General features: G+C 55.1%; 27 protein-coding genes. 19 read left to right on the top strand and 8 right to left on the bottom strand.

Annotation, left to right across the window (positions count from 1 at the left end):
• The first annotated feature begins 84 nt into the window (after positions 1 to 84).
• On the top strand, positions 85 to 330 hold the full coding sequence (gene tusA, locus NA389_RS14385; protein WP_001541054.1) for a sulfurtransferase TusA: 246 nt from the start codon (positions 85 to 87) through the stop codon (positions 328 to 330).
• Between the two features lie 23 nt (positions 331 to 353).
• Here the strand turns inward: tusA and tcp are convergent, their stop codons facing one another.
• The 3 genes from tcp to NA389_RS14370 form a co-directional block, all read right to left on the bottom strand.
• A complete protein-coding gene (tcp, locus tag NA389_RS14380) occupies positions 354 to 1,997 on the bottom strand; it encodes a methyl-accepting chemotaxis citrate transducer (RefSeq protein ID WP_000789678.1) in 1,644 nt (547 codons plus the stop codon).
• Between the two features lie 199 nt (positions 1,998 to 2,196).
• Positions 2,197 to 4,395: a Zn(II)/Cd(II)/Pb(II) translocating P-type ATPase ZntA gene (gene zntA / locus NA389_RS14375; protein ID WP_000106655.1), complete on the bottom strand. Its 2,199-nt coding sequence runs from the start codon at positions 4,393 to 4,395 to the stop codon at positions 2,197 to 2,199.
• Positions 4,396 to 4,475: 80 nt separating this feature from the next.
• Positions 4,476 to 5,102, bottom strand: a complete 627-nt coding sequence (locus NA389_RS14370) for a lysoplasmalogenase (protein WP_000964735.1) — start codon at positions 5,100 to 5,102, stop codon at positions 4,476 to 4,478.
• Positions 5,103 to 5,243: 141 nt separating this feature from the next.
• On the opposite strand from NA389_RS14370, the gene NA389_RS14365 reads away from it, so the two are divergent.
• Positions 5,244 to 5,615, top strand: a complete 372-nt coding sequence (locus NA389_RS14365) for a DUF2500 domain-containing protein (protein WP_000042855.1) — start codon at positions 5,244 to 5,246, stop codon at positions 5,613 to 5,615.
• 21 nt (positions 5,616 to 5,636) lie between these two features.
• Here the strand turns inward: NA389_RS14365 and NA389_RS14360 are convergent, their stop codons facing one another.
• The gene (locus NA389_RS14360) at positions 5,637 to 5,906 is read right to left on the bottom strand and encodes a DUF1145 family protein (protein WP_000906762.1); all 270 of its coding nucleotides are present in this window, start codon (positions 5,904 to 5,906) and stop codon (positions 5,637 to 5,639) included.
• On the bottom strand, positions 5,896 to 6,492 hold the full coding sequence (gene rsmD, locus NA389_RS14355) for a 16S rRNA (guanine(966)-N(2))-methyltransferase (protein ID WP_000743275.1): 597 nt from the start codon (positions 6,490 to 6,492) through the stop codon (positions 5,896 to 5,898). Before rsmD ends, NA389_RS14360 begins: the two co-directional genes overlap by 11 nt.
• Positions 6,493 to 6,617: 125 nt before the next feature.
• Here rsmD and ftsY point away from each other — a divergent pair, with 125 nt between their 5' ends.
• From ftsY to livJ, 5 genes are all read left to right on the top strand, one after another.
• Positions 6,618 to 8,093 carry a signal recognition particle-docking protein FtsY gene (gene ftsY, locus NA389_RS14350; protein ID WP_001118680.1) on the top strand — a complete coding sequence of 492 codons (1,476 nt, stop codon included), beginning with the start codon at positions 6,618 to 6,620 and terminating at the stop codon, positions 8,091 to 8,093.
• Positions 8,094 to 8,095: 2 nt separating this feature from the next.
• Positions 8,096 to 8,764: a cell division ATP-binding protein FtsE gene (ftsE, locus tag NA389_RS14345; RefSeq protein WP_000617729.1), complete on the top strand. Its 669-nt coding sequence runs from the start codon at positions 8,096 to 8,098 to the stop codon at positions 8,762 to 8,764.
• Positions 8,757 to 9,812 carry a permease-like cell division protein FtsX gene (gene ftsX, locus NA389_RS14340; RefSeq protein ID WP_001081707.1) on the top strand — a complete coding sequence of 352 codons (1,056 nt, stop codon included), beginning with the start codon at positions 8,757 to 8,759 and terminating at the stop codon, positions 9,810 to 9,812. Before ftsE ends, ftsX begins: the two co-directional genes overlap by 8 nt.
• A 245-nt stretch (positions 9,813 to 10,057) precedes the next feature.
• Complete coding sequence (gene rpoH / locus NA389_RS14335) at positions 10,058 to 10,912, top strand: RNA polymerase sigma factor RpoH (RefSeq protein ID WP_000159621.1); 855 nt, start codon at positions 10,058 to 10,060, stop codon at positions 10,910 to 10,912.
• A gap of 321 nt (positions 10,913 to 11,233) precedes the next feature.
• The gene (gene livJ / locus NA389_RS14330; RefSeq protein WP_001530031.1) at positions 11,234 to 12,337 is read left to right on the top strand and encodes a branched chain amino acid ABC transporter substrate-binding protein LivJ; all 1,104 of its coding nucleotides are present in this window, start codon (positions 11,234 to 11,236) and stop codon (positions 12,335 to 12,337) included.
• A gap of 83 nt (positions 12,338 to 12,420) precedes the next feature.
• On the opposite strand, the gene NA389_RS14325 is transcribed toward livJ, so the two are convergent.
• Both NA389_RS14325 and panM read right to left on the bottom strand, forming a co-directional pair.
• Positions 12,421 to 12,555 (bottom strand): hypothetical protein, encoded by a 135-nt coding sequence (locus tag NA389_RS14325; RefSeq protein ID WP_001517957.1) that lies wholly within the window; start codon positions 12,553 to 12,555, stop codon positions 12,421 to 12,423.
• Entirely contained in the window at positions 12,533 to 12,916 is a 384-nt protein-coding gene (panM, locus tag NA389_RS14320) for an aspartate 1-decarboxylase autocleavage activator PanM (protein ID WP_000778873.1), read from the bottom strand. The genes NA389_RS14325 and panM overlap by 23 nt, the downstream gene beginning before the upstream one ends.
• Before the next feature lie 421 nt (positions 12,917 to 13,337).
• Here panM and livK point away from each other — a divergent pair, with 421 nt between their 5' ends.
• The 12 genes from livK to ugpQ all read left to right on the top strand — a co-directional run bounded on the left by livK (position 13,338) and on the right by ugpQ (position 24,122).
• A complete protein-coding gene (gene livK / locus NA389_RS14315) occupies positions 13,338 to 14,447 on the top strand; it encodes a high-affinity branched-chain amino acid ABC transporter substrate-binding protein LivK (protein ID WP_000822976.1) in 1,110 nt (369 codons plus the stop codon).
• 59 nt (positions 14,448 to 14,506) lie between these two features.
• On the top strand, positions 14,507 to 15,433 hold the full coding sequence (livH, locus tag NA389_RS14310; RefSeq protein ID WP_000003007.1) for a high-affinity branched-chain amino acid ABC transporter permease LivH: 927 nt from the start codon (positions 14,507 to 14,509) through the stop codon (positions 15,431 to 15,433).
• Entirely contained in the window at positions 15,430 to 16,707 is a 1,278-nt protein-coding gene (gene livM / locus NA389_RS14305) for a branched chain amino acid ABC transporter permease LivM (RefSeq protein WP_000803764.1), read from the top strand. The genes livH and livM overlap by 4 nt, the downstream gene beginning before the upstream one ends.
• The gene (gene livG, locus NA389_RS14300) at positions 16,704 to 17,471 is read left to right on the top strand and encodes a high-affinity branched-chain amino acid ABC transporter ATP-binding protein LivG (RefSeq protein WP_000082083.1); all 768 of its coding nucleotides are present in this window, start codon (positions 16,704 to 16,706) and stop codon (positions 17,469 to 17,471) included. Before livM ends, livG begins: the two co-directional genes overlap by 4 nt.
• A gap of 1 nt (position 17,472) precedes the next feature.
• The gene (gene livF / locus NA389_RS14295; RefSeq protein WP_000416114.1) at positions 17,473 to 18,186 is read left to right on the top strand and encodes a high-affinity branched-chain amino acid ABC transporter ATP-binding protein LivF; all 714 of its coding nucleotides are present in this window, start codon (positions 17,473 to 17,475) and stop codon (positions 18,184 to 18,186) included.
• A gap of 130 nt (positions 18,187 to 18,316) precedes the next feature.
• On the top strand, positions 18,317 to 18,538 hold the full coding sequence (locus NA389_RS14290; protein ID WP_001635839.1) for a type II toxin-antitoxin system Phd/YefM family antitoxin: 222 nt from the start codon (positions 18,317 to 18,319) through the stop codon (positions 18,536 to 18,538).
• Positions 18,535 to 18,903 (top strand): type II toxin-antitoxin system death-on-curing family toxin, encoded by a 369-nt coding sequence (locus NA389_RS14285; RefSeq protein ID WP_000193730.1) that lies wholly within the window; start codon positions 18,535 to 18,537, stop codon positions 18,901 to 18,903. Before NA389_RS14290 ends, NA389_RS14285 begins: the two co-directional genes overlap by 4 nt.
• Positions 18,904 to 19,161: 258 nt before the next feature.
• Positions 19,162 to 20,478: a sn-glycerol-3-phosphate ABC transporter substrate-binding protein UgpB gene (gene ugpB, locus NA389_RS14280; protein WP_000624747.1), complete on the top strand. Its 1,317-nt coding sequence runs from the start codon at positions 19,162 to 19,164 to the stop codon at positions 20,476 to 20,478.
• A gap of 104 nt (positions 20,479 to 20,582) precedes the next feature.
• Positions 20,583 to 21,470: a sn-glycerol-3-phosphate ABC transporter permease UgpA gene (gene ugpA, locus NA389_RS14275; protein ID WP_000099303.1), complete on the top strand. Its 888-nt coding sequence runs from the start codon at positions 20,583 to 20,585 to the stop codon at positions 21,468 to 21,470.
• On the top strand, positions 21,467 to 22,312 hold the full coding sequence (gene ugpE, locus NA389_RS14270) for a sn-glycerol-3-phosphate ABC transporter permease UgpE (protein WP_000572196.1): 846 nt from the start codon (positions 21,467 to 21,469) through the stop codon (positions 22,310 to 22,312). The genes ugpA and ugpE overlap by 4 nt, the downstream gene beginning before the upstream one ends.
• A 2-nt stretch (positions 22,313 to 22,314) precedes the next feature.
• The gene (locus tag NA389_RS14265; protein ID WP_000907832.1) at positions 22,315 to 23,385 is read left to right on the top strand and encodes a sn-glycerol-3-phosphate import ATP-binding protein UgpC; all 1,071 of its coding nucleotides are present in this window, start codon (positions 22,315 to 22,317) and stop codon (positions 23,383 to 23,385) included.
• Positions 23,382 to 24,122 (top strand): glycerophosphodiester phosphodiesterase, encoded by a 741-nt coding sequence (ugpQ, locus tag NA389_RS14260; RefSeq protein WP_000073548.1) that lies wholly within the window; start codon positions 23,382 to 23,384, stop codon positions 24,120 to 24,122. The genes NA389_RS14265 and ugpQ overlap by 4 nt, the downstream gene beginning before the upstream one ends.
• Positions 24,123 to 24,134: 12 nt before the next feature.
• Here ugpQ and NA389_RS14255 read toward each other — a convergent pair whose 3' ends face one another.
• Complete coding sequence (locus NA389_RS14255; protein ID WP_000826042.1) at positions 24,135 to 24,551, bottom strand: DUF2756 family protein; 417 nt, start codon at positions 24,549 to 24,551, stop codon at positions 24,135 to 24,137.
• Positions 24,552 to 24,611: the final 60 nt, after the last annotated feature.

Below are 24,611 nucleotides of genomic sequence, written 5' to 3'. Positions count from 1 at the left end.
AATTTTCACGCAATCGTTAACCTGCCTGGCTTACTGACGAAGATGGGCGTAAAATATCGCCGTTTTTCTACCATTGAGACGAAGATGAGCGATCTGTTTTCCTCCCCTGACCATACGCTTGACGCCCTGGGGCTGCGTTGCCCTGAACCGGTAATGATGGTGCGCAAAACGGTGCGCAACATGCAAACTGGCGAAACATTGCTGATTATCGCCGACGATCCGGCGACAACGCGTGATATTCCGGGGTTCTGTACCTTTATGGAACACGATTTGCTGGCGCAAGAGACGGAGGGTCTGCCGTACCGCTATTTATTGCGTAAAGCGCATTAACCGCACGGCAGATAACATTCTGATTAGAAGCTTTCCCAGTTCGCCTGTTCTGCGGCGGGCTGTGGCGTTAAACCTTTGCTTAACGGCGTTGGCGACGCCTCCCGACGAGGCTGTTTCTGGATGCGGAACGCGGCGACCGCCTGACGAAGTTCGTTAGCCTGATCTTCCAGCGCCGCTGCCGCTGCTGCGGATTCCTCTACCAGCGAGGCGTTTTGCTGCGTCACGCTGTCCATTTCCGATACCGCCTGCGCCACCTGCTCAATGCCTTTGCTTTGCTCATCGGAGGCAGAGGCGATTTCGCCCATAATATCGGTCACGCGAGTCACGGCGTTGACGATCTCTTTCATGGTTTCTCCCGCTTCGCGTACCTGCGTAGAGCCGGTATCAATGCGCGACACGGAGTTTTCAATCAGCACTTTGATCTCTTTGGCGGCCTGCGCGCTACGGCTGGCCAACGTGCGTACCTCTCCGGCCACGACCGCGAATCCTCGCCCCTGTTCGCCGGCGCGGGCGGCTTCTACCGCGGCGTTCAGCGCCAGGATATTAGTCTGGAAGGCGATACCGTCAATCACGCTGGTGATGTCCACGATTTTTTCCGAGCTTTCGGCGATATCGTTCATGGTGTTCACTACGTTATCCACCACGCGTCCTCCTTTACGCGCGGTTTCTGATGCGGTTTTCGCCAGACCCGTCGCCTGTCGTGCGTTATCGGTGTTTTGCCGTACCGTGGCGGTTAACTGTTCCATGCTGGCGGCGGTCTCCTCCAGCGCCGAGGCCTGCTGTTCGGTACGGGAAGAGAGGTCGCTGCTGCCGGCGGAAATTTCGCCTGCGCCAGTATAGATAGAGTCTGCGTTATCGCGCACCGCGCTGACGGTACGGATTAACGACTGCTGCATCGTTTTAAGACCGGCGGCCAGTTGACCCATTTCACTGCGTCCTTCAGCCTCTATCTCATGGGTAAGATCGCCGTCGGCGATAGTTTGAATGTGCGCCATAATCCGTTGCAGCGGGCGGAGTAGAACGCGTTGCAGCCCCAGCCAGATAAACGCCAGTACGATGAGCACGATAAGTAGAATTATCCCCAGCGTCCATTGCATCTGGGTAAAACTGCTCTGATTCTGATCGCTGGCTAATTTTATTAATTGCGCATTTTGAGAGAGCCACTGGTCATATACCTGCTCCATGTCATCCTGCGCTTTTTGCGCGTCAAGGTTGCCATAGGCGGCGTAATTATCGGCTTTAAGATAGTGGATAGACTGCTGCAAAACGTCATACATCTGCTTAAAGCTGGCTTCGGCCTGGGCATCCAGCGCCGGATCTTTTCCTGCGATCGCTTCGGAGTTCACGTAGTTGTTGAAATGCTTTTCCGCTTCGTTGAGCGACGCGCCAGCGTTGGTTAACAGCGTGTTCATGGCGTCCAGCGAGGCGGGATCGCGCTGATTTTTTAACATGCGTATCGCCACGCGGTTAATGGTAACGCGGGTTTCGATCAATGTCTGAAAACTGCCGCCCAGTTCCTGTTGTTGGTAACTCAGCGCGCTCGCATTCTGGAAATTCAGCCGATCGCTGCTGACGGCGGAATAAAACAGTATTCCTGTCACCAGCAATAAGGCGCTAAATATGCCCAGCGTCGCGATAACGCCGGTGATGACTTTGATATTTTTCATAGTGCCTAACATTCCTTATTTTGTAGACGGTATGATCAATATCGGTTGGATAAAAATTAACCTTACATCAAATCACGCTATTTCTGATTAATGGTTTGATAAGTAATAGAAAATAAATAATTTTCGCGTGAATAATATGTACAAAGAAAGGAATATCGCGGGATAACCCGGCGACACGACGCCGCCGGGTGGGAGAAGATTAGTTTTTACGCAGCAAACGTAGCGCATTGGCGGTCACCAATACCGTGGCTCCCGTATCCGCCAGGATTGCCAGCCATAGCCCGGTAAAACCCAGTAGCGTCGTCACCAGGAAAATAGCTTTCAGCCCCAGCGCAATGGTGATGTTCTGCCGGATATTCGCGTGGGTAGCGCGCGCCAGCGTAATCATCTGCGCTAACCCGCGCAGACGGTTATGAGTAAGGGCGGCGTCAGCCGTTTCCAGCGCGACGTCAGTACCGCTGCCCATCGCAATTCCGATACTGGCGGCTTTCATCGCGGGCGCATCATTAATGCCGTCGCCCACCATTGCCAGCGGCGCTTGTTGGTTAAGGGCGGTGACTGCCCGCACCTTGTCTTCCGGCAGTAGCCCGGCTTTAAACGCCAGATCCAGCTCGCCGGCAATCGCTGCCGCCGCCCGTGGGTTATCGCCAGTCAGAATCACGCCGTTAACGCCTAACTGATGCAGATCGCGGATGGCGTCGCGCGCATCGTCACGCAACGTATCCTGGAGGGCGAGGACGCCAAGTACGGTCTCGTTACGCAGCACCAGAACCACCGTCTGCCCGGCGTTTTCCAGTTCGCTAATTTGCCCGGCAAACGCTGCCGCAGGCTGTTTTCCCGCCGCGCAAATCAGAATACGTTCGCCGTTAACCTGCGCTTCAATTCCGGTGCCGGCCAGCGTTCGCTGCGATTCCGCCGTCGGGATCGCCAGATCGCGTGTCTGCGCTTCGCGGACAATAGCCTGCGCCAGCGGGTGCGTAGCGCCTTGTTCTACGGCTGCCGCCAGCGCCAACAGTTCAGCCTCGCTGATACCGCTTGCCGGATGAATCGCCGTCACCCGTGGTTTACCGATGGTCAACGTACCGGTTTTATCAAAGGCGACCTGCGTGATACGGCCCAGTTGCTCCAGCGCTGCGCCGCCTTTAATCAATGCGCCGCGCCGTGCCGCCGCCGCCAGCCCGGAGGTAATGGCCGCGGGCGTGGAGATCACCAGCGCGCACGGGCAACCGATGAGCAGCAGCGTCAGCCCTTTATAAATCCACTCCTGCCAGCCGCCATCGAACATCAGCGGCGGAATAAGCGTCACCAGCAGCGCGATGACCATAATGACTGGCGTATAGATGCGGCTGAAACGGTCAATAAACCGCTCAATGGGCGCACGGCGCTCTTCCGCCTCTTCAATCAGCGTCAGGATACGGTCAATCGCGCTGGCGCCAGGTTCAGATAGCACCTCCAGGGTGACGAGACGGTCAACGCTGGTCGCGCCTGCCGGGACTTTGTCGCCCGTTGCGCGCTCCACTGGGATAGACTCGCCGGTGAGCGCGCTTTCATCAAAGCTGGCGAAACCGGAAACCAGTTTACCGTCGGCGGGTAAACGCCCCCCGGCGGCGACTTCGATAATATCGCCCGGTCGCAGGGTATTAATAGCGACCTCTTCCCGTACGCCGTCGCGCAGACGGGTCGCCGTTTCCGGTTTAAGCGCCATTAACGCGCTGACGCCTTTACGGGCGCGGCTGGCGGCCCATCCTTCCAGGCGCTCGCCGATGAGGAACAGCAGCAATACCATTGCCGCCTCCGCCGTCGCGCCAATAAACAGCGCGCCAATGGCGGCGACGCTCATCAGCGTTTCAATAGCGAACCAACTGCCGCTTTTCATCAGCCGCAGCGCCTGGCGGGCAATAGGATACAGACCGACCAGAGTGGTGACGATAAAGGCCAGTTGGCCGAACGGGTGGTTAAATTGCTCCAGCCCCCAGCTTATCGCCATCATAATGATCAGCGTAATAAGCGGCAGGTTCTCTTTAAGACGAGATTCAGGCGCGGCGTCGCGCGAATCTTCGCTACGCAAGGTATAACCCGCCTTCTGTACGGCGCGTTCAATTTGCGCGCGGAGGTCGGCGTCGGCATCGACCACTAACTTTTCGGTGGCGAACAGCACTTGCGCCTGGTTGACGCCGCGAATTTGGCGTACCGCATTCTCCACTTTTCGAGCGCAGGCGGCGCAGTCCATGCCGGAGATTTTCCAGGTATAGCGCGTGCCTGCCACGGCAGTAGAAACAGGCGCGCTGGACGCGCAATGTTCTTCGCAGCAGCAGCTATCGGCCTTCTGTATTGCCGGGGCTAATCTGAAGGAGGTAAAGGGCGGGACTTTTTTGCCATCGGTATCAGGGGTCGACATAACGTCCTCCGGTTGATGATAATTTTCTCATTAACCGGAGGATACACTCTGGAGTCGACTCCAGAGTCAAGCGCTATTATTTACAGGTACAGCGAGCGAACAATCAGGAAGTGTCCGGCAAAGTAGCAGGCGGCGGCAATCGCGTTATCCGCCCGGAAACGGCGGCGGTAATGGCTACCCAGCCAGACGATATTGCCGATAAACAGCAGCGTCGCGCCGGTAAAGGCCGAAAGGGCTGGCGCCGTTGGGCGGAAGAACCACAGTTCGCCCGCCAGCCAGACCATGACCAGAGTCATGGCGATAAAAGTACACACCGGCCAGCGTAGCTCCTCCAGTCGCGTCCAGATAACGGCGATAAGCAACGCGCCGACTATCAGTAACGCCAGCGGCAGCGGCCAGAAGAACGACAACGTCATTTGGCTGGCAAAGTAAATGGTGTAGAGCAGATGCGATAAGAAAAATGCCCCGACGGCGTACAGCAGGCGTTGACGCGGTAAGAGCGTTAACGCATCGCCGACCAGCGAGGCGCACAGCCCGGCCAACACAAGATAACTGATGGCGTCAAACATCGGCGCTTGCCAGGCCAGTAACAGCAACAGTAATAACGTGACGGGCTTAAAAACCCAGCGTTGCCAGGCTGGCCCGCGATAGGAGGCGTCCACATACAGCCATGCGGACAGGCAGACAGCGATAAACGACCAAAGCATCTTAATTCCTTGAATTCGTTATTTTTTCGCAAACGGTATGCTTGCGGCTCTATTATTCAGTGTAGAGGCCGTGACGGTCAGATGACAACACTATAACGGGCAGGGTATGCTTATTTCCGCATTTTCTGACAGGTTAACAGTATGAGTAAGCCACCGCTTTTCTTCATTATAATCATTGCATTAATCGTAGTTGCCGCGTCGTTCCGCTTCGTTCAGCAACGGCGGGAAAAAGCCGCTAATGAGGCGGCGCCGTTACAGCAAAAGCAGGTCGTGGTCAGCAATAAACGGGAGAAGCCGGTTAATGACCGACGCTCTCGCCAGCAGGAAGTGAGCCCGGCGGGAACCAGTATGCGCTATGAGGCAAGTTTTAAGCCGCTCAATGGCGGTCTGGAAAAAACGTTCCGTTTACAAGCGCAGCAGTACCACGCTTTGACGGTGGGCGATCAAGGTACGCTGAGCTATAAGGGAACGCGGTTCGTCGGGTTTGTTAGCCGTACCCCGGATAACGAATAAACCGTCATCCGGCAGCAAACGTTATTTTTTGTTCTTAAACTTCTTCTGCCAGACCAGCAGCTCAAACACGCCGAACAGGAAAATGCGGATTTTCTCTCCCGTCGTCATCTGCGGACCCTCTTTCGGTATCGTTGATTTCAGCAACGCCAACTGCATACCGTGCATCAGCGCCATGAACACCAACGCCACGTTGACGAAGATATTGAGCGGGCGCGGGAAGGGTTGCACCAGATTAAGAATCAAAAATGCCCACACGAAGAGCATTAATAAGCGGCCCAGATTAATCAACATCATTTTCTCCTTGCGCGTCGCGCTGATACAGACGATAAGCGACCTGTCCGGCCACCTTTTCTCGATACAATGCCCAGTTCGCCGGAACGGGCGGCAGACCGTTTTCCACCTCGCTTTCTACGTAGATTAGCGCGTCGTCGGCCAGCCATCCCTGGGTTTCCAGCAATTGTAACGTCTCTTCCAGCAGCCCTTTACGAAACGGCGGGTCGACAAAGACGACGTGATGCGGCGTTCCCGGCTGGCTGAGGAAGGCCAGAGTATTGGTATTGACGACGCGAGCATTGTTGGCTTTCAGCGTCGCCAGATTTTTTTGCAACTGCTGCGATACGGCGCGATCCATTTCCAGTAACGTTGCCTGGGCCGCATAACGCGATAGCGCCTCCAGGCCCAGAGCGCCGCTGCCGGCAAAGCAATCCAGACAATGGGCGTCTACCATTACCGGAGCCAGCCAGTTAAATAACGTTTCGCGCACGCGATCGGTGGTGGGACGCAGACCCGGGCTGTCCGGAACCGGTAATTTACGGCCACGCCATTGCCCGCCAATAATGCGGATTTGGCCGCTGCCAGAGTGAGTCGGTTTTTTCATTTCTCTTGCTCGAACCGCCTGTTGCAAGTTATTCCAGGCGGTGATGTGAATTAAGTTAAGTGATAGACTATTTCATCATTTTTTTAGCTTCCATGTATATAGCGCCGCGAGGGGTGTAGTCGCAGATGGCAAAACAGAAAAAACGTGGCTTCTTTTCCTGGTTGGGCTTCGGTGATAAAGAGCAGAAGCAGGAACAGACCGAAGAACAGCAGATTGTTGAGGAACAACGACCGGTTGAGCCCCCTGTTGAAACGGCGGCAGACATAGACGCGCAAACGCCCGCGCACAGCAAAGCAGAAACCGAAGCCTTTGCGGAAGAGGTGGTGGACGTTACTGAGAAAGTTCAGGAGAGCGAAAAACCGCAGCCGGTAGAGCCGGAGCCCGCGACGGCTGTTGAGACGGCAGCGCCGCAGATCGCGGTGGAACGCGAAGAATTGCCGCTGCCGGAAGAGGTCAAAGACGAGGCTATCTCGCCGGAAGAGTGGCAGGCCGAAGCGGAAACCGTAGAGGTCATTGCCGCGGTAGAAGAAGAGGGCGAAAACGCGGCGAAATTCACCGACGAAGAGCTGGAAGCGCAGGCGCTGGCCGCTCAGGCGGCGGAAGAGGCGGTTATGGTTGTTCCGCCAGCGGAAGAAGACGCGCCGGTGGAAGCGATCGTTCAGGAGCAGGAAAAACCGACTAAAGAAGGTTTCTTTGCCCGCCTGAAACGCAGTCTGCTGAAAACCAAAGAAAATCTCGGTTCCGGATTTATCAGTCTGTTCCGCGGCAAGAAAATCGACGATGATTTGTTCGAGGAGCTGGAAGAGCAGTTGCTCATCGCTGATGTCGGGGTGGAAACCACGCGTAAGATTATCGCTAATCTGACGGAAGGCGCCAGCCGCAAACAGCTTAAAGATGCCGAGGCGCTGTATGGTCTGTTGAAAGACGAGATGGGCGAGATTCTGGCGAAGGTAGACGAACCGCTTAATATTGAAGGTAAAACGCCTTTTGTTATTCTGATGGTTGGCGTGAACGGCGTGGGTAAAACCACCACTATCGGTAAACTGGCGCGCCAGTTTGAGCAGCAGGGTAAATCAGTGATGCTGGCGGCGGGGGATACTTTCCGCGCGGCGGCGGTCGAACAGCTACAGGTCTGGGGACAGCGTAATAACATTCCGGTTATCGCCCAGCATACCGGCGCGGACTCCGCCTCGGTGATTTTTGACGCTATCCAGGCCGCGAAGGCGCGTAATGTGGATGTGTTAATTGCCGATACGGCAGGGCGTCTGCAGAACAAGTCGCACCTGATGGAAGAGCTGAAAAAAATCGTTCGCGTCATGAAAAAGCTGGACGAAGAAGCGCCACATGAAGTTATGCTGACCATTGACGCCAGCACCGGACAGAACGCGGTAAGCCAGGCCAAACTGTTCCATGAAGCGGTAGGCTTAACCGGTATTACCCTGACCAAGCTGGACGGTACGGCGAAAGGCGGGGTGATTTTCTCGGTAGCTGACCAGTTTGGCATTCCTATTCGTTACATTGGCGTGGGCGAACGTATCGAGGATTTGCGTCCGTTTAAGGCGGACGATTTTATTGAGGCACTTTTTGCCCGAGAGGATTAACAATGATTCGCTTTGAACATGTCAGCAAGGCCTATCTCGGCGGGAGACAAGCGCTGCAGGGAGTGACATTCCATATGCGGCCAGGCGAGATGGCGTTTCTGACCGGCCACTCCGGCGCGGGGAAAAGTACCCTGCTGAAGCTAATCTGTGGGATTGAGCGGCCCAGCGCCGGCAAAATCTTCTTCAGCGGGCATGATATTACGCGCCTGAAAAACCGCGAAGTGCCGTTTTTGCGCCGCCAGATTGGGATGATTTTCCAGGATCACCATCTGCTGATGGATCGCACGGTCTATGACAATGTGGCGATACCGTTAATCATTGCCGGCGCCAGCGGCGATGATATCCGTCGTCGTGTGTCGGCGGCGCTGGATAAGGTTGGACTACTGGACAAAGCGAGAAACTTCCCGATTCAACTCTCCGGAGGCGAACAACAGCGCGTGGGCATCGCCCGCGCGGTGGTCAATAAGCCAGCGGTATTGCTGGCGGATGAACCGACCGGGAACCTGGACGACGCGTTGTCGGAAGGGATTTTACGTCTGTTTGAAGAGTTTAACCGCGTAGGGGTGACGGTACTGATGGCGACGCACGATATTGGACTTATCTCCCGTCGTTCCTATAGGCAGCTCGTCCTGAGCGATGGACATCTGCATGGAGGCCTGGCCAATGAATAGGCGCGACGCGATTAACCAAATCAGGCAGTTCGGCGGACGGCTGGATCGACTGCGTAAGTCTCGCGGCGGAACAGGCGGCGGGCGCAACGCGCCAGGACGCCAGAAGCCGACGCCGAAACCGAACTCACGTAAAACAAATGTCTTTAATGAACAGGTGCGCTATGCCTGGCACGGCGCGCTGCAGGATCTGAAAAGCAAACCGCTGGCGACGTTTCTGACGGTGATGGTGATCGCCATCTCCCTGACGCTGCCCAGCGTCTGTTACATGGTCTATAAGAACGTTAACCAGGCGGCGACTCAGTATTATCCGTCGCCGCAGATCACTGTTTATCTGCAAAAAACGCTGGATGATGATGCGGCGGCGCGGGTTGTTGGGCAGCTTCAGGCCGAGCAGGGCGTTGAAAAGGTCAACTACCTGTCCCGTGAGGACGCGCTGGGAGAATTCCGCAACTGGTCGGGTTTTGGCGGCGCGCTGGACATGCTGGAAGAGAACCCGCTGCCGGCAGTGGCGGTGGTGATCCCCAAGCTGGACTTTCAAAGTACCGCCTCGCTTAATACGCTGCGCGACCGTATCTCGCAGATTAACGGCATTGACGAAGTCCGCATGGATGATAGCTGGTTTGCGCGCCTGGCGGCGCTCACCGGGCTGGTGGGCCGTGTGTCGGCGATGATCGGCGTGCTGATGGTCGCGGCGGTCTTCCTCGTTATCGGCAACAGCGTGCGTCTGAGCATTTTTGCCCGTCGCGACACCATTAACGTGCAAAAGCTGATTGGCGCGACCGATGGCTTTATCCTGCGTCCGTTCCTCTACGGCGGCGCGTTGCTCGGTTTTTCCGGCGCGTTTCTTTCACTGATATTGTCTGAAATTTTGGTGATGCGTTTATCATCGGCGGTGACTGAAGTGGCGCAGGTCTTCGGCACGAAGTTTGATCTCAATGGTTTATCGTTCGATGAGTGCCTGCTGCTGCTGCTGGTCTGTTCCATGATTGGCTGGATCGCCGCCTGGCTGGCCACGGTGCAACATTTACGTCACTTTACTCCCGATTGATAAAATCGTGGTATAATCTTTCCCTGTAATGGGCTTCCGTTCGCAGGGAAAGAGTCCCTGTTGTCTCTTCCCCGCGTTTCATCTTCATGTCACATTATGTGTGTAAATTATGCACAGTGTTACATTGAACTTGTGGATAAAATCACTGTCTGATAAAAGAGTGGATGATATTCTCGTTGCTCATCGGCTTTGGCACGGTTGTTGCTCGCTGACGGTGCCAGGCAATACTGATTGAGAGGATTTGAATGACCAAAGAAATGCAAAATTTAGCTTTAGCCCCTGTTGGCAACCTGGAATCTTATATCCGGGCGGCGAACGCGTGGCCGATGTTATCGGCTGACGAGGAGCGGGCATTGGCTGAAAGGCTGCATTACCAGGGCGATCTGGAAGCAGCTAAAACGCTGATCCTGTCTCACCTGCGCTTTGTTGTTCATATTGCTCGTAACTATGCGGGCTATGGTCTGCCGCAGGCGGATTTGATCCAGGAAGGCAACATCGGCCTGATGAAAGCCGTACGTCGTTTTAACCCGGAAGTAGGCGTGCGCCTGGTCTCCTTCGCCGTACACTGGATTAAAGCAGAAATTCACGAATACGTGCTGCGTAACTGGCGTATCGTTAAAGTCGCGACCACGAAAGCGCAGCGTAAGCTGTTCTTTAATCTGCGTAAAACCAAGCAGCGTCTGGGCTGGTTTAATCAGGATGAGGTTGAAATGGTGGCGCGCGAACTGGGTGTTTCCAGTAAAGACGTGCGTGAGATGGAGTCGCGTATGGCGGCGCAGGACATGACGTTTGACATGTCTTCGGACGATGAGTCCGACAGCCAGCCAATGGCGCCGGTGCTGTATCTGCAGGATAAATCGTCTAACTTTGCCGACGGCATTGAAGACGATAACTGGGAAGAGCAGGCCGCCAACCGACTGACCGACGCGATGCAGGGGCTCGACGAGCGTAGCCAGGATATTATCCGCGCTCGCTGGCTGGACGAAGACAATAAGTCTACGCTGCAGGAGCTGGCCGATCGTTACGGCGTCTCCGCTGAGCGTGTGCGCCAGCTTGAAAAGAACGCCATGAAAAAGCTTCGCGCTGCGATCGAAGCGTAATCTTCGCGAATTGCCAATGAACCCTCGAATGTGAATTCGGGGGTTTTGTTTTTTGTAGGCCGGATAAGGCGTTTACGCTGCCATCCGGCAACACGTTTGCCCGATGGCGCTTCGCTTATCGGGCCTACGGGCCCTTCCTCTCCCCCACCGACACAAATCTGTTATCTGGATGTAAATTTAGCTATTCCAAAATAATAAAAATCGGGTATGTTTTAGCAGAGTATGCTGCTAAAGCACGAGTAGCTAGCCAATAATCGAAATAAAGTGCTGAACAATAACACCACAACACACGTAACAACCAGAATAATGGGGATTATCAGGATGAATATGAAGGGTAAAACGTTATTGGCAGGATGTATCGCCCTGTCATTAAGCCATATGGCATTCGCCGAGGACATTAAAGTCGCGGTTGTCGGCGCGATGTCCGGTCCGGTAGCGCAGTATGGCGATCAGGAGTTTACCGGTGCGGAACAGGCAATTGCCGATATCAATGCGAAAGGCGGTATTAAAGGCGATAAGCTCGTCGCGGTGAAATATGACGACGCCTGTGACCCGAAACAGGCGGTAGCTGTCGCTAACAAAGTGGTGAACGACGGCATCAAGTATGTTATCGGTCACTTATGCTCCTCTTCCACACAGCCAGCGTCTGATATCTACGAAGACGAAGGTATCCTGATGATAACCCCGGCGGCGACCGCGCCGGAGCTGACCGCACGCGGCTATAACCTGATTTTGCGCACGACCGGCCTGGACTCTGACCAGGGGCCAACGGCGGCAAAGTATATTCTGGAGAAGGTAAAACCGCAGCGCATCGCGATTATCCACGATAAGCAGCAGTACGGCGAAGGGCTGGCGCGCGCGGTGCAGGACGGTCTGAAGAAAGGCGGCGTTAACGTCGTATTCTTTGACGGCATCACCGCCGGCGAAAAAGATTTCTCCACTCTGGTAGCGCGTCTGAAAAAAGAGAATATCGACTTTGTCTACTACGGCGGTTATCACCCGGAAATGGGGCAGATCCTGCGCCAGTCTCGCGCCGCAGGGCTGAAAACCCAGTTTATGGGGCCGGAAGGGGTGGCGAACGTCTCGCTGTCTAACATCGCCGGAGAGTCAGCGGAAGGCTTACTGGTCACCAAACCGAAGAACTACGATCAGGTGCCGACGAACAAACCGATTGTGGATGCCATCAAAGCCAAGAAACAAGATCCTAGCGGCGCATTCGTGTGGACCACCTACGCCGCGCTGCAATCCTTACAGGCGGGCCTGAACCAGTCTGACGATCCGGCGGAAATTGCCAAATACCTGAAAGGCGCCACGGTCGACACCGTAATGGGACCGCTGTCGTGGGATGAGAAAGGCGATCTGAAAGGATTTGAGTTCGGCGTATTTGACTGGCATGCGAACGGTACGGCGACAGACGCTAAGTAATTTTCCTGGCGCCTTTCGCGCTGCAGGTGCGTTGGCTACGTTATTCAACCCCGGTCACTTACTTATGTAAGCTCCCGGGGATTTCATAACTTGCCGCCTGCCTGCAACGCGAAATTCTTGGAAAATTGCGAGGTGGTTTTTATCTTTTCTCCCGGCATGTAGGCCGGATAAGCGTCAGCGCCATCCGGCTTTCTTTTAGCGCTTCTCCCAGCCGTCATGCTGGGCGGTAAAACCTAACGCCTGCATAAACGCGGCCATCACGCTGCGGTCTTCAACACCGACATCCGCCATCCACCACGACGAGACGTTGGGATTATCGCGGATGACTTCTTCTACCAGGTATTGCCCGACGCCGCGACGACGGGTGATTTCACGCACGCGTAAGGAATCCAGCGCGCCCTGCGTTCCGCTCAGCGTCACTCTTACGGCGCCCAACAAACGCTCGTTAAACCGCGCGGCATAAATCCGGTGCGTTTCATCTACGCTTAATGAGGAGGCGGAATATTCCGGCCAGATTTTGCCCAGATCGATCTGATCCTGAGCGCTAAAGTGTTCTAAACGAAGGATAGTCAGCTTCATCGACGGCTTGTCCCGATTTCAAAAGATGCGATCAGTGTACCGAAACAGGCAGGCCAGATGCTTTCTCTTTTTTGTGTCATTTACCAGGTTATTAATTTTTTAACAACGATAATTACAGTTTGAAGCATTAGAGAATGGAAAACAGGCAGCATAATTCCCTGAATGCTAGTGAATTATTCCGCTTAATATGCCGTTATTTTATGCTGACAAGCATGCTTTTTTTTGTTTATCTATAGCGAAAAGCAGAATATTATCTTTTCTTAATAGACTGAAAAATAGAGATTTTAATCTTATTATGCTTTAAATGCTGCGCTAACTCATTAATGAGTCAGTAAAAAGCGCACCATTTATAAAAAGTACAGTCTGCTTTTTAACCAGCAAAAAACAAAACATATAACATCACGAATGGGGATACAGGCACATGAAACGGAAAGCGAAAACAATAATCGCAGGGATTGTTGCATTAGCAGTCTCGCAGGGGGCAATGGCAGATGATATTAAAGTCGCCATAGTCGGGGCGATGTCCGGCCCGGTAGCGCAATGGGGCGATATGGAATTTAACGGCGCGCGGCAGGCCATTAAAGACATCAACGCTAAAGGCGGTATTAAAGGCGATAAGCTGGTCGGCGTAGAGTACGATGATGCCTGCGATCCAAAACAGGCGGTGGCGGTGGCCAACAAAATCGTTAACGACGGTATTCAGTACGTTATTGGTCACTTGTGTTCTTCTTCTACTCAGCCAGCATCCGATATCTATGAAGATGAAGGTATTCTGATGATCTCCCCGGGGGCGACTAACCCGGAGCTGACCCAGCGCGGCTATCAGTACATTATGCGTACCGCCGGCCTGGACTCCTCCCAGGGGCCAACAGCCGCGAAATATATCCTGGAAACGGTGAAACCGCAGCGCATCGCTATCATTCACGATAAACAGCAATACGGCGAAGGACTGGCGCGCTCCGTGCAGGATGGTCTGAAGCAGGGCAATGCCAATATTGTCTTTTTTGATGGTATTACCGCCGGTGAAAAAGATTTCTCCGCCCTGATTGCTCGCTTGCAAAAAGAGAATATCGACTTTGTGTATTACGGCGGCTACTACCCGGAAATGGGGCAGATGCTGCGCCAGGCGCGGGCTAATGGCCTGAAAACGCAATTTATGGGGCCGGAAGGCGTGGGTAACGCGTCGCTGTCCAATATTGCGGGCGGTGCGGCGGAAGGCATGTTGGTGACGATGCCAAAACGTTATGACCAGGACCCGGCGAATAAAGCGATTGTCGAGGCGCTGAAAGCCGACAAGAAAGATCCCAGCGGTCCGTATGTCTGGATCACCTACGCCGCCGTCCAGTCGCTGGCGACCGCAATGACGCGTAGCGCCAGCCATGCTCCGCTGGATCTGGTGAAAGATCTTAAAGCTAACGGGGCTGATACCGTTATTGGGCCGCTGAAATGGGATGAAAAAGGCGATCTTAAGGGATTTGAATTTGGCGTCTTCCAGTGGCACGCCGACGGCTCGTCAACCGTCGCGAAGTAATGCCAGAAGATAAGTTATCCCACCGCCCGCACGCCGGGCGGGTTTAAAAAGGTTACCTTATGTCCGAGCAGTTTCTCTATTTCTTGCAGCAGATGTTTAACGGCGTCACGCTGGGGAGCACCTACGCGCTGATTGCTATCGGTTATACGATGGTGTACGGCATTATCGGCATGATCAACTTCGCTCATGGCGAGGTGTATATGATCGGCAGCTACGTCTCTTTTATGATCATCGCCGCGCTAATGATGATGGGAATAGACACCAGTTGGCTCTTGGTGGCCGCCGGATTTATCGGCGCGATTATTATTGCCAGCGCCTACGGCTGGAGTATCGAGCGAGTCGCTTACCGGCCTGTGCGCAACTCCAAGCGCCTGATCGCCCTGATTTCCGCCATCGGGATGTCTATCTTTCTGCAAAACTACGTCAGCCTGACGGAAGGTTCGCGCGACGTGGCGTTACCCAGCCTGTTTAACGGCCAGTGGATTGTGGGCAGCAGCGAAAACTTTTCCGCGTCCATCACCACCATGCAGGCGGTTATCTGGATAGTCACCTTTCTGGCTATGCTGGCGCTCACCATTTTCATTCGCTACTCCCGGATGGGCCGCGCCTGCCGCGCCTGCGCGGAGGATCTGAAAATGGCCAGCCTGCTCGGCATTAATACCGACCGCGTCATTGCGCTAACGTTTGTTATCGGCGCGGCAATGGCGGCGGTGGCGGGTGTGCTGCTTGGGCAATTTTACGGCGTGATTAACCCCTACATCGGTTTTATGGCCGGGATGAAAGCGTTCACCGCGGCGGTGCTGGGCGGTATTGGCAGCATTCCGGGCGCGATGATCGGCGGTCTGATTTTGGGCGTCGCCGAAGCGCTCTCGTCTGCATATTTAAGTACCGAATATAAAGATGTCGTATCGTTCGCTCTGCTGATTCTGGTACTGCTGGTGATGCCGACCGGTATCCTGGGGCGTCCGGAGGTAGAGAAAGTATGAAACCGATGCATATTGCGATGGCTCTGTTCTCTGCGGCGATGTTCTTCGTTTTGGCTGGCGTCTTCATGGGCGTACAACTGGAGCTGGACGGCACCAAACTGGTGGTGGATACCGCCGCCGACATCCGCTGGCAGTGGATCTTTATCGGTACGGCAGTGGTTTTTTTCTTTCAGTTGCTGCGTCCGATGTTCCAGAAAGCGGTGAAGCACGTCTCCGGACCGAAGTTTATTCTGCCGGCGATCGATGGCTCTACCGTTAAGCAAAAGCTGTTTCTGATGGCGCTGCTGGTTATCGCCGTGGCGTGGCCGTTTATGGTGTCGCGCGGTAGCGTCGATATCGCCACCATGACCATGATTTATATCATCCTCGGTCTGGGGCTGAACGTGGTGGTAGGGCTGTCCGGCCTGCTGGTATTGGGCTACGGCGGCTTTTACGCCATCGGCGCTTATACCTTTGCGCTGCTCAACCACTATTATGGTTTGGGTTTCTGGACCTGCCTGCCGCTGGCGGGACTGGTCTCCGCCGCCGCTGGTTTCCTGCTCGGCTTCCCGGTACTGCGCCTGCGCGGCGACTATCTGGCGATTGTGACGCTCGGCTTCGGCGAAATCGTCCGTATCCTGCTGCTCAACAACACTGAAATTACCGGCGGCCCGAACGGTATCAGCCAGATCCCCAAACCGACGCTGTTTGGTCTGGAGTTTAGCCGCAACACCCGCGAAGGCGGCTGGGATACCTTCAGCAATTTCTTTGGCGTGAAGTACGACCCATCCGACCGGGTCATTTTCCTCTATCTGGTGGCCCTGTTGCTGGTGGTCCTGTCGCTGTTTGTCATTAACCGCCTGCTGCGTATGCCGCTGGGCCGGGCGTGGGAAGCGTTGCGTGAAGATGAGATCGCCTGTCGCTCATTAGGTTTAAGCCCGACGCGCATCAAGCTGACCGCTTTTACTATCAGCGCCGCGTTTGCCGGTTTCGCCGGGACGTTGTTTGCCGCCCGCCAGGGCTTTGTCAGCCCGGAATCCTTCACCTTCGCCGAATCCGCCTTCGTGCTGGCGATTGTGGTGCTGGGCGGAATGGGCTCGCAGTTTGCGGTGATCCTGGCGGCGGTTCTGTTGGTGGTGTCGCGCGAGTTGATGCGCGATTTCAACGAATACAGCATGTTGATGCTCGGCGGTTTGATGGTGTTGATGATGATCTGGCGCCCGCAGGGATTGCTGCCGATGACGCGTCCGCAGTTGAAGCTGAAAAGTGGTCAGGCGAAAGGAGAGCAGGCATGAGTCAGCCATTATTAGCGGTTAACGGCCTGATGATGCGCTTTGGCGGTTTGCTGGCGGTCAACAATGTATCGCTGGAATTGCGTGAGCGGGAAATTGTGTCGCTGATTGGCCCTAACGGCGCGGGTAAAACGACGGTGTTTAACTGCCTGACCGGTTTTTATAAGCCGACAGGCGGTACGATCACGTTGCGCGAGCGGCATCTGGAAGGATTGCCGGGCCAGCAGATCGCCCGCATGGGCGTGGTACGCACTTTCCAGCATGTGCGCCTGTTTCGAGAAATGACGGTGATTGAAAACCTGCTGGTGGCGCAGCACCAGCAACTGAAAACGGGCCTCTTTTCCGGCCTGTTGAAAACGCCCGCTTTCCGCCGCGCGCAAAGTGAAGCGCTGGACCGCGCGGCGACCTGGCTTGAGCGTATTGGCCTGCTGGAACATGCCAACCGCCAGGCCAGTAATCTGGCCTACGGCGACCAGCGCCGGCTGGAGATTGCCCGCTGCATGGTGACGCAGCCAGAAATTCTGATGCTCGACGAACCGGCGGCTGGTCTTAACCCGAAAGAGACCAAAGAGCTGGATGAGCTGATTGCCGAACTACGTAACCATCACAACACCACTATCCTGCTGATTGAACACGATATGAAGCTGGTGATGGGCATTTCCGATCGCATTTACGTGGTGAACCAGGGCACGCCGCTGGCGAACGGCACGCCGGAAGAGATCCGCAACAACCCGGACGTCATCCGCGCTTATCTGGGTGAGGCATAAGATGGAAAAAACGATGTTAACGTTTGAAAAAGTCAGCGCCCACTACGGCAAGATTCAGGCGCTGCACGACGTCAGTCTGCACATCAACCAGGGGGAAATCGTTACCCTGATTGGCGCTAACGGCGCGGGGAAAACGACGCTGCTTGGCACCTTGTGCGGCGATCCGCGCGCCTCCAGCGGACGGGTGGTGTTTGACGGTAAAGACATCACCGACTGGCAGACGGCGAAAATCATGCGTGAAGCGGTGGCGATAGTACCGGAAGGGCGGCGCGTCTTCTCGCGGATGACGGTGGAAGAGAACCTGGCGATGGGCGGTTTTTTTGCCGAGCGCGATCGGTTTCAGGAGCGTATCAAATGGGTGTACGAGCTGTTTCCGCGCCTGCATGAACGCCGTATCCAACGAGCGGGTACCATGTCCGGCGGCGAACAGCAGATGCTGGCGATTGGCCGCGCGCTGATGAGCCAGCCGAGGCTATTGCTGCTGGATGAACCGTCGCTGGGGCTGGCGCCGATCATCATCCAGCAGATCTTCGACACCATTGAGCAGTTGCGCGAGCAGGGTATGACCATCTTCCTTGTCGAGCAAAACGCCAACCAGGCGCTGAAGCTCGCCGACCGCGGTTATGTGCTGGAAAACGGCCACGTGGTGCTATCCGATACCGGTGATGCGCTGCTGGCGAACGAAGCGGTGCGCAGCGCCTATCTGGGCGGTTAGACTGTGCCAGGGGGAAGCGCGTGCGCCGTCCCCGGTAACGGCAAGCGGTAAAATTTTTCAAAAGAGCCTGATGGCTCTTTTTTTGTACGTGTTTGTTGTACAATAAACATGTACAACTGGGGAGGTGTTTATGCGTACGGTTAACTATAGCGAAGCGCGGCAAAATCTGGCCGAAGTCCTGGAAAGTGCGGTGACGGCGGGCCCTGTCACCATCACGCGTCGTGGGCATAAGCCCGCAGTGATCATCAGCGCCGAGGAGTTTGAGCGTTATCAGACGGCGCGAATGGATGATGAGTTTGCTGCCATTATGGCGGTTCATGGCAATGAGCTCAGGGAGCTGGCGGATAAATGACCCAACAACTTATCTCAGCGGAAGAGATAATTCAGTTTCACGACAGGCTTCTCCGCGTTACGCCTGGTGTAACAGGTATGCCTGATCCTGGCCGCGCGGAAGCGCTAATGTACCGGGTACTCAATCAAATCGAATATGAAGGGGTGACCGACGTGTGGCTGCTGGCGGCAATGCATTTGCTCGCTATATCCCGTGGGCATATCTTCAATGATGGTAACAAACGCACCGCCTTATTTATTACGCTGCTGTTTTTAAAGCGTAACGGGATCTCACTCGCTGCGAATCCGGATTTTGTCGATATGACAGTCGATGCGGCGGCAGGGCGGCTTACGCTGGAGCAAATTGCCGTTCGCTTACGCGCCTGAGACGTTAATCCCGGCGACGCTCCGCCTGGTTGAGTTACGGCATGTGCGCCGTCCCCGGGAATAATGTCGTACCTATCCGTGCCGTAGCTCCCACTTTTCTTTTCCGGCGCTTTCACTGCCTTGCCATCTCTCTGTCGCCTTACTATCTTTTTTTTGTAATAAAAAAGTTATTTTTCTGTCATTCGAGCATGTCATGTTACCCCCGCGAACATAAAACGCGTGATATCGCGCATCCCGGCACAAAAAGAGAGATAACCGATGATATCGTTACGACATACAGCTTTAGGACTGGCGCTGAGTCTGGCATTTACGGGTCAGGCGTTGGCCGTCACCACTATTCCATTCTGGCATTCAATGGAAGGGGAGTTAGGCAAAGAAGTTGATTCACTGGCGCAACGTTTCAACCAGGCCAATCCGGATTACAAAATCGTTCCGGTCTATAAGGGGAACTATGAACAGAACCTGAGCGCCGGGATCGCGGCATTCCGTACCGGCAACGCGCCGGCAATATTGCAGGTTTATGAGGTTGGGACGGCGACCATGATGGCCTCGAAAGCCATTAAGCCGGTTTATGAAGTGTTTAAAGACGCCGGTATTAACTTTGACGAGTCCCAGTTTGTACCAACCGTTGCAGGCTACTACACCGATGCTAAAAGCGGGCATCTGCTCTCCCAGCCCTTTAACAGCTCCACGCCGGTACTGTACTACAACAAAGACGCCTTTAAGAAAGCCGGTTTAGATCCGGAACAGCCGCCGAAAACCTGGCAGGAGCTGGCTGACTATACCGCGAAACTGAGAGCGGCTGGCATGAAATGCGGTTACGCCAGCGGCTGGCAAGGCTGGATCCAACTGGAAAACTTCAGCGCCTGGAACGGTCTCCCCTTCGCCAGTAAAAACAATGGCTTTGACGGTACAGATGCGGTGCTGGAATTTAATAAGCCAGAGCAGGTGAAACATATCGCGCTGCTGGAAGAGATGAATAAGAAAGGCGATTTTAGCTATGTTGGGCGTAAGGACGAGTCTACCGAGAAGTTTTATAACGGTGACTGCGCGATGACAACCGCGTCCTCCGGTTCGCTTGCCAATATCCGCCAGTATGCCAAATTTAACTATGGCGTGGGTATGATGCCGTACGACGCTGATATCAAGGGCGCGCCGCAAAACGCCATTATCGGCGGAGCCAGCCTATGGGTCATGCAGGGTAAAGATAAAGAAACCTATACCGGCGTCGCCAAATTCCTCGACTTCCTGGCAAAACCGGAAAACGCTGCTGAATGGCATCAAAAAACTGGCTACCTGCCGATTACCACCGCCGCCTACGAGCTGACCCGCGAGCAGGGTTATTACGATAAAAACCCCGGTGCGGATATCGCCACTCGCCAGATGTTGAATAAGCCGCCGTTACCCTTCACCAAAGGCTTGCGTCTGGGCAATATGCCGCAGATTCGTACTATCGTGGACGAAGAGCTGGAAAGCGTCTGGACCGGGAAGAAAACCCCACAACAGGCGTTGGATACCGCGGTGGATCGCGGGAATCAGTTACTGCGTCGTTTTGAGAAAGCGAGCAAATCTTAAGTGTATAAGTGCCTGATGGCGCTGCGCTTATCAGGCCTACAGCGTTTGTAGGCCGGATAAGGTGCTTGCACCGCCATCCGGCACCTTCCAGGAAAAGAACCTTCATGTCATCATCCCGTCCGGTGTTCCGCTCGCGTTGGCTGCCGTATTTACTGGTTGCCCCGCAGTTGGTTATCACCGTTATTTTCTTTATCTGGCCTGCGGGCGAAGCGCTGTGGTATTCGCTGCAAAGCGTCGATCCGTTTGGTTTTTCCAGCCAATTTGTCGGGCTGGAGAATTTTGTCGCGCTTTTTCACGACAGTTATTATCTCGACGCCTTCTGGACGACGATTAAATTCAGCGCGCTGGTCACGTTTAGCGGCCTGCTGGTCTCGCTGTTTTTCGCCGCCCTGGTGGATTACGTGGTGCGCGGCAGCCGTTTTTATCAGACGCTGATGCTGCTGCCTTATGCCGTCGCGCCCGCCGTCGCCGCCGTATTGTGGATTTTCCTGTTTAACCCGGGGCGGGGATTAATCACCCATTTCCTCGGCGAATTCGGCTATGACTGGAACCACGCGCAAAACAGCGGTCAGGCGATGTTCCTGGTGGTATTTGCGTCAGTCTGGAAGCAGATTAGTTACAACTTTTTATTCTTCTTTGCCGCGCTGCAATCCATTCCCCGCTCGCTGGTGGAAGCGGCGGCCATTGACGGCGCCGGGCCGATTCGTCGTTTCTTCCGGCTTTCTTTGCCGCTTATTGCGCCGGTCAGTTTCTTCCTGCTGGTGGTCAACCTGGTGTATGCCTTTTTCGACACCTTCCCGGTGATCGACGCCGCGACCGCCGGCGGGCCGGTACAAGCCACCACGACGCTGATTTATAAGATCTATCGCGAAGGGTTTACCGGCCTGGATCTCTCGGCGTCCGCCGCGCAGTCGGTGGTGTTGATGTTCCTCGTCATCATTCTGACGGTGGTGCAGTTCCGCTATGTGGAAAGTAAGGTGCGTTACCAATGATAGAGAATCGTCGCGGGCTGACAATATTCAGCCATACCATGCTGATTCTGGGGATCGCGGTCATTTTGTTTCCTCTGTATGTCGCGTTTGTCGCGGCGACGCTGGACGACCGCGCGGTGTTTGAGACGCCGATGACGCTGCTTCCCGGCACGCAGTTACTGGAGAATATCAAAACTATTTGGGTCAACGGCGTCGGTGTTAATAGCGCGCCATTCTGGCTGATGATGCTTAACAGTTTCATTATGGCGTTCAGCATTACGGTAGGCAAAATCACGGTATCTATGCTTTCCGCATTCGCCATCGTCTGGTTTCGTTTTCCCCTGCGTAACCTGTTCTTCTGGATGATTTTTATCACCCTGATGCTGCCGGTTGAAGTGCGTATCTTCCCGACGGTGGAAGTGATCGCCAACCTGAAAATGCTCGACAGCTATGCTGGTCTGACGCTACCGCTGATGGCGTCCGCTACCGCCACTTTCCTGTTTCGTCAGTTCTTCATGACGCTTCCGGATGAACTGGTGGAGGCGGCCCGTATTGACGGCGCGTCGCCGATGCGCTTTTTCCGCGACATCGTGTTGCCGCTGTCAAAAACCAACCTGGCGGCGTTATTCGTCATCACCTTTATCTACGGCTGGAACCAGTATCTGTGGCCGCTGTTGATTATCACCGACGTGAATCTTGGCACTGCCGTAGCGGGTATCAAAGGGATGATCGCCACCGGCGAAGGTACCACGCAATGGAACCAGGTGATGGCGGCAATGCTGCTCACCCTTATCCCTCCGGTCGTAATTGTGTTAGCCATGCAACGGGCGTTTGTGCGTGGTTTAGTGGACAGTGAGAAATAAAAATGGCTGGTTTAAAACTACAGGCAGTAACCAAAAGCTGGGACGGCAAAACCCAGGTCATTCAACCGTTAACGCTGGACGTGGCGGATGGCGAATTTATCGTGATGGTCGGGCCGTCCGGCTGCGGCAAATCAACGTTGTTGCGGATGGTGGCCGGTCTGGAACGCGTGACCGGCGGCGATATCTGGATTGATCGCAAACGGGTCACCGAGATGGAGCCCAAAGATCGCGGCATCGCGATGGTATTTCAGAACTATGCTCTCTATCCCCATATGAGCGTAGAGGAGAACATGGCGTGGGGGCTGAAAATTCGCGGTATGAGCAAAGCGCATATTGAAGAACGCGTGCGGGAGGCGGCGCGCATTCTGGAGCTGGACGGCCTGCTTAAACGCCGTCCACGCGAGCTTTCCGGCGGTCAACGGCAGCGCGTGGCAATGGGGCGCGCGATCGTCCGCGAGCCGGCAGTCTTTTTATTCGACGAACCGCTTTCTAACCTCGACGCCAAGCTGCGCGTGCAGATGCGTCTGGAGTTACAACATCTGCATCGTCGTCTTCGTACCACCTCGCTCTATGTTACTCACGATCAGGTAGAAGCGATGACGCTGGCCCAGCGGGTGATGGTGATGAATAAAGGCGTCGCAGAACAGATTGGCACGCCGGTAGAGGTGTATGAAAAACCGGCCAGTCGCTTCGTGGCGAGCTTTATCGGCAGCCCGGCGATGAATCTGTTGGATGGCGTTATCAGCGCTTCCGGCGACCGTTTCGAATTGCCTGGCGGTCTGGCGTTGCCGATAGGTGCGGGCTATCGGGGTCATGCCGGACGTAAAATGACGCTGGGTATCCGCCCGGAGCATATTGCGTTAAGCTCGCAGGCAGAAGGCGGCGTGCCGTTAACGGTAGACACGCTGGAGATTCTGGGGGCGGATAATCTGGCGCATGGGCGCTGGGGCGATCAGAAACTGGTGGTGCGGTTGGCGCATCAGCAGCGCCCGGCGGCGGGCAGTACGCTATGGCTGCATCTGCCGGAACATCAGCGGCATCTTTTTGATGGCGAAACAGGACAACGTGTATGAGTAACTGGCCTTATCCCCACATTGTCGCCCATCGCGGCGGCGGTAAACTGGCGCCGGAAAACACTCTGGCGGCGATTGACGTGGGCGCGCGATACGGGCACACCATGATTGAGTTTGATGCCAAGCTGTCGAAAGACGGCGAAATTTTCCTGCTGCATGACGATAACCTGGAGCGCACCAGCAACGGTTGGGGCGTGGCGGGCGAGTTGAACTGGCAGGATTTATTGCGTGTGGACGCTGGCGGTTGGTTTAGCGGCGAATTTAAAGGCGAGCCGCTGCCGTTGCTTTCGCAGGTGGCGGAGCGCTGCCGTAAACACGGCATGATGGCGAATATTGAGATAAAACCGACAACGGGGAGCGGAAGGCTAACAGGACGTGTCGTGGCGTTGGCCGCCCGCGAACTGTGGGCCGGGATGACGCCGCCGCTGCTTTCTTCCTTTGAGATAGAGGCGCTGGAAGCGGCGCAGGCGGCAGCACCTGAACTGCCGCGCGGGTTACTGCTGGATAAATGGCGTGAAGACTGGCGTGAACTGACGACCCGTCTGGGCTGTGTTTCCCTCCATCTCAACCATAAATTACTCGATGAGACGCGAGTGCAAGAGATTAAGGCCGCGGGTCTGCGGATTCTGGTGTATACCGTCAATCAGCCCCAGCGGGCGGCAGAGCTGCTGCGCTGGGGCGTGGATTGTATCTGCACCGATCGCATTGATGACATCGGCCCTCACTTTCAGTTTTAAGGGCCGTCAGTTTTAAGGGCTGATGGTTTTCAGCGGGATGTCAGGCTGCGGCGTCCCGCTGCCCTGCTGCAACATTGGCTGGGAATGGTTTAGCATCCGGTCCGGATTTCCGCTGCCGCTGAGCATTCCGCCCTGCGTATTGGGCAGCGTTTGCTGACCGAGCATACCGTTGCCCGGCTGTCCCTGCTGAACCCGCTGCGTATTGGCATTCAACTGCGACTGTAGATTTTGCTGCTGGCTGCGCGCCTGCGTTTGCATCTGTTGTTTCAACATACCCTGCTGCTGAATCTGCTGCGTTTGCATCTGCGTCTGCATACGCTGCTGGCTGGGGATCTGATAACCTGGCTGATTAGGATTATTCATAGTGTTAATTGGCTGGGCCAATACAGCAAAGGGTAACAAAGCCGTAATAAGTAGTAAGCGTTTCATTGTCGTCTCCTCCCGATGAGGCCTCTTTTTAAGTGTACCTCTATTTCGCCATGATGATGA

The organism is Salmonella sp. NW645 (assembly GCF_051703725.1).
Classification (GTDB): domain Bacteria; phylum Pseudomonadota; class Gammaproteobacteria; order Enterobacterales; family Enterobacteriaceae; genus Salmonella; species Salmonella enterica.
Note: the sequence above shows the minus strand (reverse complement) of the source record. Positions and strands in the feature narration are given on the sequence as shown.